The sequence below is a fragment of the Bacteroidetes bacterium GWF2_43_63 genome, from assembly GCA_001769275.1.
Taxonomy (GTDB): Bacteria; Bacteroidota; Bacteroidia; order Bacteroidales; family DTU049; genus GWF2-43-63.
The window spans coordinates 1-12,985 of sequence record MEOQ01000038.1 but is presented as its reverse complement, the minus strand read 5'-3'; the positions used below and the strand labels follow the sequence as shown (position 1 = coordinate 12,985).

At 44.1% G+C, this 12,985-nt stretch carries 11 protein-coding genes; 1 reads left to right on the top strand and 10 read right to left on the bottom strand.

Annotation, left to right across the window (positions count from 1 at the left end; all coding sequences use genetic code 11):
* Positions 1–268: 268 nt before the first annotated feature.
* The 10 genes from A2W93_00200 to A2W93_00155 all read right to left on the bottom strand — a co-directional run bounded on the left by A2W93_00200 (position 269) and on the right by A2W93_00155 (position 11,835).
* Complete coding sequence (locus A2W93_00200; GenBank protein ID OFY53827.1) at positions 269–841, bottom strand: electron transport complex subunit RsxA; 573 nt, start codon at positions 839–841, stop codon at positions 269–271.
* 12 nt (positions 842–853) lie between these two features.
* Positions 854–1,441 carry an electron transport complex subunit RsxE gene (locus tag A2W93_00195; GenBank protein OFY53826.1) on the bottom strand — a complete coding sequence of 196 codons (588 nt, stop codon included), beginning with the start codon at positions 1,439–1,441 and terminating at the stop codon, positions 854–856.
* Complete coding sequence (locus A2W93_00190; GenBank protein ID OFY53825.1) at positions 1,438–2,007, bottom strand: hypothetical protein; 570 nt, start codon at positions 2,005–2,007, stop codon at positions 1,438–1,440. The genes A2W93_00195 and A2W93_00190 overlap by 4 nt, the downstream gene beginning before the upstream one ends.
* Positions 2,000–2,989 (bottom strand): Na+-transporting NADH:ubiquinone oxidoreductase subunit D, encoded by a 990-nt coding sequence (locus A2W93_00185; protein ID OFY53824.1) that lies wholly within the window; start codon positions 2,987–2,989, stop codon positions 2,000–2,002. Before A2W93_00185 ends, A2W93_00190 begins: the two co-directional genes overlap by 8 nt.
* A gap of 15 nt (positions 2,990–3,004) precedes the next feature.
* Positions 3,005–4,336 (bottom strand): electron transporter RnfC, encoded by a 1,332-nt coding sequence (locus tag A2W93_00180; protein ID OFY53823.1) that lies wholly within the window; start codon positions 4,334–4,336, stop codon positions 3,005–3,007.
* Between the two features lie 17 nt (positions 4,337–4,353).
* Positions 4,354–5,217, bottom strand: a complete 864-nt coding sequence (locus A2W93_00175; GenBank protein OFY53822.1) for a ferredoxin — start codon at positions 5,215–5,217, stop codon at positions 4,354–4,356.
* 230 nt (positions 5,218–5,447) lie between these two features.
* Positions 5,448–6,407, bottom strand: coding sequence for a transcription antitermination factor NusB (locus tag A2W93_00170; GenBank protein ID OFY53821.1), 960 nt, complete (start codon positions 6,405–6,407; stop codon positions 5,448–5,450).
* A gap of 566 nt (positions 6,408–6,973) precedes the next feature.
* Positions 6,974–8,827, bottom strand: coding sequence for a DNA topoisomerase IV (locus A2W93_00165; GenBank protein ID OFY53820.1), 1,854 nt, complete (start codon positions 8,825–8,827; stop codon positions 6,974–6,976).
* Positions 8,828–9,014: 187 nt separating this feature from the next.
* Positions 9,015–9,998 carry a diguanylate cyclase gene (locus A2W93_00160; GenBank protein ID OFY53819.1) on the bottom strand — a complete coding sequence of 328 codons (984 nt, stop codon included), beginning with the start codon at positions 9,996–9,998 and terminating at the stop codon, positions 9,015–9,017.
* Positions 9,999–10,251: 253 nt separating this feature from the next.
* The gene (locus A2W93_00155; GenBank protein OFY53818.1) at positions 10,252–11,835 is read right to left on the bottom strand and encodes a hypothetical protein; all 1,584 of its coding nucleotides are present in this window, start codon (positions 11,833–11,835) and stop codon (positions 10,252–10,254) included.
* Positions 11,836–11,904: 69 nt separating this feature from the next.
* On the opposite strand from A2W93_00155, the gene A2W93_00150 reads away from it, so the two are divergent.
* Positions 11,905–12,573: a hypothetical protein gene (locus A2W93_00150; protein ID OFY53817.1), complete on the top strand. Its 669-nt coding sequence runs from the start codon at positions 11,905–11,907 to the stop codon at positions 12,571–12,573.
* Positions 12,574–12,985 lie beyond the last annotated feature (412 nt).

Here is a 12,985-nt window from a genome sequence, read left to right as displayed (position 1 = left end):
AGCCCCCACCCTTAGACAAAGATAAAATAAAAAAATCAAATTGCCTTTCAATAATTTTTAAAATAAAAATCACCATCAGCTTTTGCCGACAGGGATTGAGGTTTGTTTTGGTTTATTTACAGATGTCTTAGATCAGTCCAACAAAGCCAATATATGCGAGCGATAGCACAGCAGACCGCAAGCCATATGCTGCATGCCCTGCGCGTAAAAAAATCCCCATCAGCTTTCGCCGACAGGGATTCAGGTTGATTTGGTTTACTTGCAATCTCTAAACGAGGTTTGCAAATCCCATAAATGCGAGCGATAAAATGCCGGCAACAACAAGCGCAATGGGAATTCCACGCATGCCCTTTGGAACACCCATCAGGTCAAGTTGTTCGCGAATTCCGGCAAAAATAACCAGTGCCAGTGTAAATCCGATAGCCGTTGATACAGCAAATACAAGCGCTTCTCCCAGAACAAATTCCTTTGTGATTACCATGATGGCAACCCCAAGAACAGCGCAGTTGGTTGTAATGAGTGGCAGGAAAATACCGAGCGCCTGATAAAGCGGGGGCGACATTTTCTTCAGAATGATTTCAACCATCTGCACCAGAGAAGCAATGACAAGAATGAAAACGATGGTTTGCAGATACTGCAAAGAGAATACATCAAGAACATAAACCTGAATCAGGTATGTTACCAATGTAGCGAGTGTCATTACAAAAACAACAGCGCCACCCATTCCAACAGCTGTCGAAATCTTTTTCGAAACACCCAGAAACGGACAAACTCCGAGGAACTGAGCGAAAATAATGTTGGAAACAAATATGGCGGATATAACAATTACAATGTATTCCATAGTGCTTTGGTTTTATTTCTTTTTAAAACTGTTGACAAGTGCAATCAGATATCCCAGGGCAATGAAAGCGCCGGGAGCAAGCACAAAAACAAGGATTCCGTCCATTTCAGCAGGAATAAACTTCTGGTTAAAAATGGCTCCTCCACCCAGAATTTCACGGATAGATCCAAGCAAACCAAGAGCGAATGTGAATCCCAGTCCCATGCTCAGGCCATCTATGAATGAGCTGAATACATTATTCTTGGATGCAAATGCTTCGGCACGGCCAAGCACGATGCAGTTTACAACGATCAACGGAATAAAGAGACCAAGCTGCGCATGCAGATCAGGAATATAAGCCTTCATGCTAAGATCGACGACGGTCACAAAAGAAGCAATCACAACAATGAATGCAGGAATGCGCACCGATGAAGGAATAAAATTCTTGATCAGCGAAATGATTACGTTAGACATAATCAGTACGAAAGTGGTGGCCAGTCCCATCCCGATTCCGTTGATGGCCGATGTGGTAACACCCAACGTGGGACACATTCCCAGCAGTAGCACCAATACAGGATTTTCTTTAATAAAACCCTTGGTGAAATTTGTCCATTGATTCATTCCTGACCTCCTTTCCAAATTGAATTATATGCACGGTCAACAGCGTCGCAAAAAGCACGGCTTGTGATGGTAGAAGCAGTAATTGCATCAACATCGCCGCCATCTTTTTTTACAACAAGCTTGAAGCTCGTTGGATTTTTCTGCATAAACTGATTCTTGAATTTGTCTTCCATCATTTTTGTTCCAAGACCTGGCGTTTCGGCGTGAGTCAAAACCTTGGTATTGTTGATTGTCCCATCAGGTAAAAATCCGACCATTATGGTGATCAAACCTGAGAAACCGTTTTTCGTAAAAGATTCTACCGCAACTCCGGTTGTGTCGGTTCCTTTGAGTCCATAATAAACAGTAAGACTGTCGTCGGAATCGGCACATTTTACTTTACCCTGAACCAGTGTCTCAAATGCAGGAATTACCTCTTTGATGGCTGTTTCGATTTTCTTTTTCTCTGACTGCTCGATGGGACCTTTGGTGAGTGAGTACACTCCTGCAAGAGCAAATGCTGCAATCGCTGAAATAATCAACAGCGTTGAGGTCATATTAAACAATGAATTCTTTTTCTTAGCCATTATTCACTACCTCCCCGAATCGTTTGGGTTTGATTTTATTTAAAAGCGGCACAAAGGCATTCATGATAAGAATTGCGAAGGACACTCCTTCCGGGTAAGCTCCAAAGACCCGGATGAGAATAGTCAAAAACCCGCACATAAAGCCAAATATCAGCATCCCAAGCGGACTCATGGGAGATGTTACCATATCTGTTGCCATAAAGAATACTCCGAGCATCATACCCCCGGTTATCAGATGAAACACCGGATCGGCATAATAAGCCGGATCATAGAGCCACAAAATTCCGGAAAATAGTACGGCACCCAGAATGTAGGATACCGGAATGTGCCAGGTAATAACACGTGTAATAAGTAACAATGCAGCACCAATTAGCAGCAACAAGGCAGAAACTTCACCAACTGAGCCGCCCATATTTCCAAGCAGCATATTCAAATAATCCGGCATTTCCGGTTTCGCCATTGCAGCCGTAAAACCATCACTTTCCTTAAGCAAGGCCAGTGGCGTTGGTCCAGTGACCACATCAGTAAGTGCAGAGGCCGATTCAATGGGTTTTGGCCAGCTTGTCATCTGCACCGGGAATGAAATTAGCAGAAATACACGTCCTACAAGAGCAGGGTTAAATGGATTTTTGCCCAAACCACCAAAAGACATTTTTCCAATGCCAATGGCAACCAGAGCCCCGATGAGAATGATCCATACCGGAAGGTTACTTGGCACATTGAAGGCCAGCAAAATGCCGGTAACTACAGCAGAGCCGTCTCCAATGGTTGATTTGTCCTTGAGTAAAAACCGTTGAATAAGATACTCGATCAGTACACAAGCCAAAACCGATACTAAAACGACTTTCACGGCACCCAGCCCGAAAAGGTAGAATGATCCCAGGAGTGCAGGCAGCATGGCAAGAATAACCAGCCGCATGACTTTTCCGGCATCGCCCCTGGCGTGTAAGTGCGGTGATCCTGAAATGGTCAGCATATTCATATTGTGTTAATCCTTTTAATTGTTTCTTTTTCTTATAATTTGTCCAACCTTGTTTTTACCCAGACGGATGTTGTCGAGTAAAGGTCTGCCCGAAGGACATGTGAACTGGCATGAGCCGCATTCCATGCAATCCATCACGCGGTTGTTTTCAGCAATTTCCCAGTTCTGGTTTTCACCAGCCAGACCAAGCAGAAATGGCTCTAATCCCATTGGGCAGACGGTAGTGCAACGGGCGCAACGAATACAGTTGTATTCTTTTACACGTTTTGCTTCTTTTTCATCCATCAGCAGAATTCCGCTCGTACCCTTGGTTACAGATATGTCGGTTGATGCAAAAGCTTTCCCCATCATGGGGCCGCCATTGATCATTTTTCCGGTTCCTTCAGGTATGCCACCACATTTGTCAAGCAATACAGAAACCGGTGTGCCAATCCGAACCATGAAATTCGAAGGCTTCGAAACTTTTTTTCCTGTTACAGTCACTACTCTTTCGATCAATGGTTTGTTCTTTTGAACAGCCTCATAAACCGCGAACGTAGTTCCGACATTCTGAACAACACAACCAACTTCAATGGGCAATTTACCACTCGGTACTTCGCGATTAATGGCTGCTTTAATCAGCTGTTTTTCGGCTCCCTGCGGGTATTTCAGTTTCAATGCAATTACGCTGATGCCGGAGTATTTCTGCGCGAGTTTCGATAGCAGCTCAATCGCATCCGGCTTATTGTTTTCAATTCCGATGATGGCCTTGTTTACTTCAAGTGCTTTCATCAGAATCTGAACGCCAATCATGATTTCTTCGCCTTTTTCAAGCATCAAACGATGGTCGGCGGTGAGATATGGTTCACATTCAACGGCATTAATGATAAGGTATTCTGCTTTTTTCCCCTGAGGAACCATGAGTTTTACATGGGTTGGAAATGCAGCTCCACCCAGACCAACGATGCCTGAATTCTTGACTATATCGATGATTTCAGCTTTCGAAGCTTTGATTTCCTTCACCAGATCTTTAGAAGTGTCAATGCCTTCATTCCACTCTTCACCATCTTTTTTAATGATGATCACCGGTTTGCGGTAACCCGAAGCATCGGCCCAGGCATCAACCTTGTCAACAGTTCCTGACACGGGTGAATGAATGGAAGCCGAAATGAATGCTTCGCCTTTTGCTATAAGCTGACCGATTTTCACTTTGTCGCCTTTGCTTACCACGGGAACCGAAGGGGCTCCGAGATTCTGGTTCAGCATGACATATACGGTGTCGGGAGCTTCAATGATTTCAATGGCACTGTGTTCCGAAAGTTTGCATTCTTCGGGATGAACACCGCCCATTTTGAAAGTCTTCAACATGTTTGGCCTCCTGTAAATTATTGGGTTATTTGATCTTCACCTGCGGGAGCACTTTCAATCTTTCGTGCCGGAAAATTGATTTCCAGAATAGCACCTGTGGGACATTCAGTAACACACTTACGACAGAGTTTACACTTTTCGAAATTGATATACGCCAGATTATTCTCAAGCGTAATGGAATCGTGAGGACAAGCCTTTACACATTTTCCGCAGCCAATGCAGGCAACAACACAATTCTTTTTTGCGATGGCGCCTTTTTCAGTATTGACACAGGAAACGAAAATTCGTTTGCTTTTCGGTCCTTTGTTGCGTAGTTCAATTATTGCACGCGGGCAAGCTTTCACACAGGCACCGCAGGATGTGCAATTCTCTTCAATCACAACCGGAAGTCCGGTTACGGAGTCAATATACATTGCGTCAAAAGCACAGCTGACAACACAATCGCCCAGACCGAGACAGCCATTCGGACAACCACCGGCACCAGGAAACAATGCGTGGGCAAAAGCGCAACTACTTACACCTTCATAATTCGATTTGGCCGGAGAGTTGGCAAAACTGCCCTGACAGCGAATCACGGCAACCTGAGGTGCTTTTTCAGCAGCGGTCAGCCCCATCACAGCAGCAACATCTGCTGTAGTGGCATTTCCACCTACCGGGCAAAACAAACCTTCTAAGCTTTCGTTTTTCACAATGGCCTCTGCAAAATTGCGGCAACCCGCAAAACCGCATCCACCGCAGTTTGCACCCGGAAGTTTTTCAACAACCAGATCAATGCGGGGATCTTCAACGACCATAAATTTCTTTTCGACTCCGAAAATGATGGCTGCAAAAATCAATGCAACGCCACCTAAAACAATTACTGCAAGTAAAATCGGATCCACTTTGTTTCGTTTTATTTGGGTGCAAATGTATAAAGGATAATTACAATGAAGTAACTTTTTAATTGTTTGAATAATAAATTATATTTGATTGTTTTTCAAACGTTTACATTGAAAAACATCGACTTCTCACACGCTGAGATAGCTCGTTAAAATCTGTTAATCACATATTTGCGCATATTCTTTATAACCGCTCTAAATTAGAATATACACTGGCAAAATTGATGAAATCCTTACGCCAGGCCGCGGCCGTTTTTGACGATTTGACCGTCAGCTTTCAGCTCCTGAATGATTTTATCGAGAATCCCATTGACAAAGCCGCTGCTTTTTGGAGTGCCGAATTCTTTCGATAAATCAATGTATTCGTTCATGGATGCCTTGATCGGAATGTTCTCGAATTGCGTAATTTCAGTCAGTGCGAGTTTGATAACCAACATGTCGAGAACAATAATTCGCTCTATGTCCCAGTTTTTAAGGTGCTTCTCGATGAGGTCATCGTACTTCCCAAAATTCTGAACGGTTTTGTCGAAAAGTTTAACCATAAATGTCTTGTCGTCGTCATCGCCCATTCCTTCGGATGGTTTGAGCAAGGGAGCAAATTCAGTTGTTTCAGGTTTTTCCGGATCATAACATTTCAGCCATGCATGAACCATCAATCCGGTCAAAACCGAATCGTCGCCCCAGTGCAGGTTTTTTTCTTCATACAACGCTCTGAGATTACTGTCGAACGCAATGAATTTTTTGAACAATTTCACCACAAATTGCCTTTGTGATGCAAAGTCTTGCTCGGTAGAATTCATGTGATTCTGATATTCGCTCCACTCCTGAACTTCCTTATATATCTTACGGAAAATATCGTTCATATCCGCCCAGTTCATGCGCAGACCGTTGATAGCATTTTGCACATGAGTATTGTCGCGCAGATGAAGCAACAGCGGATTTTCAATAAAATTCAGATTCGGATTGATGTCTTCGTCCGTTGGGACATGTTTGTGACGATTCTCTTCGATTTTTCTTTCGGCGATGTCTCTTAATTCCAGCAGCGCCGATATTTGTATAAAAATCAGATCGCGCATATCTTCAACAGAATCAACCAGCGCCCTGCGCCCTTTTTCAATGTCGGTATTTCCACCAACTACGTACGAATAAACTGCTTGCAGGGTTTTGCTTCGGATAATATGACGCGATAACATAGAGAACGTTTTTGTTTTGCGGATGCAAAGATAAGAAATAGTAGTGATGAGTAAGGAGTAAGGAGTAAGTTTTTTAGCGGGCTTGTTAAAAAATGATTTGATTTTTAATCGGTACTTTGCAGCTTTTTTTGAGGGCTTCACTTGAAACGTGACAAAGTCGGCTCTTGGCCTTGACCTGGGCAAGCGTCTCTGGGCGCGCGTCTCCTGCTTGCAACAGCTTGCCACGTTTGACGTGGTTTCACGTTGACGCGTGACCTAATCTTTTTCAACGGAGCTTCACGTAAAACGTGACATTGTCGCCCGATAGTTCCCGGAGCGGAGTTTATCCCGCCATTTTGCACTTCGACTCCGCTCAGTGTGACAGCTGGCGGGGCTCGGGGCTATTGATTTTGAACTACGGAGTTTACTCAGCAAGGCGGAGTAGTTCCTTCAATGGACTTTTTTGTCTGTTTTTGAGCTTCGCTCCTCAACCTCAACCTGGGCGCGCGTCTCTGGGCGCGCGTCTCCCGACGCGTGACTCTGACGCGTGACCTAATCTCAACCTTGACCTTAATCTTAACCTTGATCTATTGCTCCACCGGCTCCGGAAGATCTTCTTCTACTCTCAGATTTTGTATAATAAAGCCCTGTCGGTCCGGCGTATTTTTGCCCATGTAGAATCTCAGAATTTCTTCAAGTCCGTTTTCTTTTTTGAGCATCACATTTTCCAGACGCATTTTCGGGCCTATCAAATGACGGAATTCGTCTGGGCTAATCTCTCCAAGACCTTTGAATCGGGTGATCTCTGGTTTCGGTCCCAGCTCTTTGATCGAATTCACGCGCTCCAGATCAGAATAGCAATAATTGGTTTTTTGCTTATTCCTGACACGGAACAAAGGTGTCTGCAAAATATACAGGTGGCCGGAACGTACAAGATCGGGATAAAACTGAAGGAAAAAAGTGAGCAACAGTAAGCGGATATGCATACCGTCTACGTCGGCATCGGTAGCGACAACAACATTGTTATAGCGAATATTTTCAATACCTTCTTCAAGATTTATGGCCGCCTGCAACAGATTGAATTCCTCGTTTTCATAAACGATGCGCTTGCTCAGACCATAGGTGTTGAGCGGCTTTCCCTTCAAACTAAAAACGGCCTGGGTATAAGGATCGCGCGCCTTGGTGATGGAGCCGCTGGCCGAATCACCTTCGGTGATAAAAAGAGTAGTCTCCATGCAGCGTTCCCCTTTTTCCTCATTGAAATGCAGCTTGCAATCACGCAGCTTTTTGTTGTGAAGACTAACTTTCTTAAAACTATCCTTCGCAATTTTCTTGATGTTGGCCAGTTCTTTCCGCTCTTTTTCGTTGGCCAGAATTTTCTGCAGCAAAGTGTCGGCGGTGTCTCCGTGAATATGCAGATAATTGTCAAGGTTGCGGCGCACCACGTCGCCAATATAATTGCGGATTGTCTGACCGTTCGGTTCCATATACTGGGATCCCAGTTTGGTCTTGGTCTGCGATTCGAATACCGGCTCATGAACTCTGACAGAAACGGCTGCTACAACTGCTCCCCTGATATCACTGGCTTCGAAATCCTTTTTAAAAAACTTCCGGACCGTGTCAACCAGCGCTTCTCTGAATGCTGCAACATGTGTCCCACCCTGCGTTGTGTGCTGTCCGTTTACGAAAGAGTAAATTTCTTCACCGTAATTTTTATGACTGTGGGTGAAGGCAAATTCCAGATCGCCTTCTTCCATATGTATCGCCGGATAAATAATTTCACCATCAATATTGCGTTCAAGCAAATCGAGCAATCCGTTTTTAGATTCGAATTTTTCGCCGTTGAAATTGATACAGAGCCCTTTGTTCAGATAAGCATAATTCCACAAAAGGCGTTCAATGTGCTCATTGATGTATTCATATTCACCAAAAATAGTCTCGTCCGGGGTCCATGAAACACGGGTTCCGCGCTCATTTGCACCTACAGTGTCTTTGGATTGTTTCGCCAGATTGCCGCCGCTGAAATCAGCGATCACTTTCTTGCCATCGCGAAAAGACTCAATGCGAAATGCAGATGCCAGCGCGTTCACAGCCTTGGTTCCGACGCCGTTAAGACCTACCGATTTTTTAAAAACCTCGCTGTCGTATTTGGCTCCGGTGTTGATTTTCGAAACAACATCAACCACACTGCCGAGGGGAATGCCACGTCCGTAATCGCGCACGGTTACCTGCTTGCCATCAATTTTGACATCCACTTTTTTCCCGTATCCCATGATGAATTCGTCGATGGCATTATCGAGAATTTCCTTAATCAGGACATAGATTCCATCGTCGTGCGAAGCTCCGTTGCCAAGCTTTCCAATATACATACCCGGGCGGAGACGAATGTGTTCGTTCCACGCCAGCGATTTAATACTTTCTTCGTTATACTGCTCTGCCATAATACGTTCTGCTCAATTCCTTGCAAAATTAATACATTAAAAGAAAACAGGCGATAAAACTTTTCAACCATTAGGCATTGCTGCGGTATAGTGTATTACCAGTTTCCGAATTATAGAAATACTGAAATGAAAAAATCCCGGCAAAGCAGCCAGGATTTTCATATTGCCTTTAAACCGTTGATTGAAATTATTCAATCCCCGAATAATATTTCATAAACTGCACGCGTTCGAAGGCGGCAGGATTTGAATGGGCTTTGTAGGACATTTTGCCACGGAAATCTTCAATCGATTTGTAGTTGTTCTTGTCCATCCAGTCGCTCAGGAATGCATTCATCTTGCTAATTTCAGCAATGCCTTTCTGATACAGCACAGAAGCCACCTGAACAGCTTTGGCGCCCACGAGCAGCATTTTCACAACACCTTCGCCATCATGAACACCAGTCGAGGAGCAAAGATCGGTCTGCACTTTGTCCGAAAGCAATGCTATCCAGCGGAGTGGAAGCGATATTTCATCCTTGTGGCTGAATACACCGGTGCCAACAATGGTTTGTTTTGTAATATTAATATCGGGAGCAAAAGAGCGATTGAAGAGAACAATGCCGCCTACCTTTTTCCACGAAAGTTTTACAAAATAGTGAGCCAGGTCGGTGAAATAGGAACTCAGCTTCACTGCAACAGGAATCTTTGTATTTGCAAGGACCTTGTCAACAATTTTCGCATACTGATCTTCAATAGCTTCAGCTTTTAATTTTTCATCGGAAGGCAGCAGAAAAATGTTGAGTTCCAGTGCATCGGCACCGGCTTTTTCGATTTTCTCTGTGAATTTCACCCAATCCGAATCCGAATAGCAGTTGATGCTGGCAATAATTGGAACCGAAACGGCTTTCTTCGCTTCAGAAATCAGATTCAGATACTTTTCGAGCTCATTGTGTTCTGTATATTGTCTGATGTAATCATCAGCTTCGGGATATCCAATGTTGTTCTCATCAGCCATTTGTCTGGCATATTCAAACCGGATTTGTTCCTCGAAAAGAGACTTGAGGACTATGGCGCCAACACCATTCTTTTCCATCTCAACCAGATTTTCAACTTTGAGACTAAGTCCGGAGCTGCCGGCAATAATGGGCGACTTGAGTTTAAGACCTAAATAGCTTGTTTCTAAATTTGCCATGATGGTAGTAATTTTGAAGCAACAAATATAATAAGTTTTCTCTAGTTTGGTGCCTGAAAAAATTCAATCAAAATTGGGTTTCGAGTGTTTCATGCCAACGCACTCAGGTCGCATTCTGCGACGCAGAGAGGTTGGCATCAAAACATTTCCACAACCTGACTCGCAGAGCGAGCTCTCTGCGTTGTGGGCGACACATTCCAACGCACTCAGGTCGCATTCTGCGACGCAGAGAGGTTGGCATTTTCATTCGGAGCTAATATTTGATGGAGTATTTTTCAAAAACATCTTCTTGCTCGATGGATTCAACAGCTTTGATGAGCTCCTCATCAATTTCCGCGATCAGAAAATAATAAGCTTCCGGCCCGTACAGACTCCGCGCAAGGAAAGCCCGCAGAATTGTTTCGATAATAACTTTACTCTGATCATATCCAGCCTGATCAAATTCAACACCTGCAGCCGTTGCGCCATCAAGAAATGATTTCATAAACGCCTCATCAGCCTTGTATTCACGTTTAAACTTCTCAACTGTTTTGTATTTGGAAAGCATTTCACCGCGATTGCTGTTGAGATAATCCAGTGTAAATGTGCTGAAATAATTTTTTCGGATCAGTTTCACATAGTAATCGCTGTATTTGGTTGTGTCGAGTGCAATGAAAATATCGGGCATCACTCCACCGCCACCATAAACAACCCTGCCGGCTGTTGTTTTATAGCGTAGTGAGTCGGGGAATTTAATGGAGTCGGGATGAACGAATTCTCCATGCTTCATTCTTTGTCCAAGGTCTTCAAAATACTTTTCATTCCCATTTTCGTAAGGCTTCTGAATACAACGACCACTGGGAGTGTAATATCGAGCCACAGTCATACGCATAACCGAACCATCTGCAAAAGAGAACGGGCGCTGAACCAGTCCTTTCCCATACGAACGGCGTCCGATAACCAAGGCGCGATCGCAGTCCTGCATGGCTCCAGAAACAATCTCGCTGGCCGAGGCACTGCCTTCGTCAATCAGAATTACTAGTTTTCCTTTTTCAAAGGCGCCCCTGCTGGTTGCACTATAGTCACTTCTTTTTTCATTGCGTCCCTGCGTGTACACGATCAGCTGTTCTTTTGGAAGAAACTGGTCGGCAAGTTCTACCGAAGTCTGCAAATATCCGCCACTATTGTCTCTCAGATCGAGAATCAGTGATTCGAAATTTTCCTTTTTCAGTTCTTTGATAGCGGCATTAAACTCGTCCATTGTTTTTGCAGCGAATTTATTGAGCTTGATATATCCGATCTCCGGAGTGATCATGTAGGCTGCATCAATGCTGTAAATCGGAATTTTGTCGCGTGTCACCGTGAATTCAATCGGATCTTTTTCACCCTGTCTGGCAATGCTCATTATCACCTGCGTTCCTTTAGGTCCGCGCAAGCGTTTCATGACAAAACTATTGTTTACTTCTTTCCCGGTAGCAATTTCCTTATCAATGGTAACAATTTTATCGCCCGCCCGGATTCCGACAGTTTCGCTGGGGCCACCAGCAATAACATCTACAACGTTAATGGTGTCGCGGATAATCTGAAACTGAATGCCTACTCCATCAAAATTGCCTTCCAGCGGTTCATTGGCTTGTTTGATTTCATCTGCCGACAAATAAACGCTGTGCGGATCGAGCTCCTCAAGCATTTTTTGAATCGCCAGCTCAGTCAGGTGGTTTTCATCAACGGTATCCACATACGAAAGTCGCATATATTGAAGAGCCCGGCGGAATTTATCTTCTGTTTTGGCAGGATCATGCTGGGCTATTGATAGTAAAGATGCCCCAAGCAGCAAGAGTGAGAAAATGAATTTCATGATTTTTTCTTTAAAAACGGATTTTGCTATACAAAATTATATTATTTTGCGACTTCTTTTGATTAAATCATGGAATCAGCAATAATAAACGATAAAGTACTTTTCCGGTTTTCCATTTTTGTGGCATTTCTGTTATGCCTTCCAATGGTTATTACTTTTGTTTTTGAAGATTATTTCTCTTTTCTAAGGGGCGTTTATCCGCTCACGGAAGAAGGGCTGATTGGCGTACTCACCGCACCACTGATACATGCAGACTGGTCGCACCTGGCCGGAAATATTTCAGCATTGTTCATTCTTTTTCTGGTGCTTTTCAATAATTTCCATCCGATGGCGTGGGTTGTGATTTTGCTCAGCTATATTGTCCCAGGCTTCTGGACCTGGCTGTTTGCGCGACCTGCGTGGCATGTGGGCGCCAGCATGATGGTGTATTCACTTGCTTCTTTTGTGTTTTTTGCCGGCGTTTTTTCAGGCCATGCGCGGCTAATGGCGTTGTCGCTGTTTGTTGTTTTTATGTATGGTGGAATTTTCTGGGGCATATTCCCTACCCTGCCAGAAGTCTCATGGGAAGGGCACCTGAGCGGTTTTCTGCTGGGTATTTTGCTGGCGGTTTTTTATAGAAAAGACATCCGGGAATTATATCCAAAAAAGAATTATTTCGAAGACGAAGAACCGGACGATGAAGACAATGAGAATGACAGCGATGAGCCCATTGAGAGCGATGAGCGAAAAATGAATTGATGTGGAAATGTTCCGCCTGTCGCGGAATAAATTCCAATGTGCGTTTCGCGTATGTGGAAATATATGTGTCAATAAAAATACGAAAAACAAAATACGAGATTCGAAATACGAGATTCGAGATACGAGAGAGGCATTAGGCGTGAGGCATTAGGAAATACGAACTAATGGGAAAATGTGGCGCCTTCGCTTATGTGGTATCATGATGGTCCCCGGAGCCCTAAAGGGCATACGGGCTATTAATATTTAACTCCGGAGTTTACTCCGCAAGAGGCGGAGGAGTATCGGACGGAGCTTCGCAGTTTCTTTTGATGCCTTCCTGACTTCGCCACTGGGACACCCTAAATTGATTTCCAAAAACTTTCATCGAACAGGGGTGCGATTGTTTTATGTTGTTGAGTGATCAACATGGTTT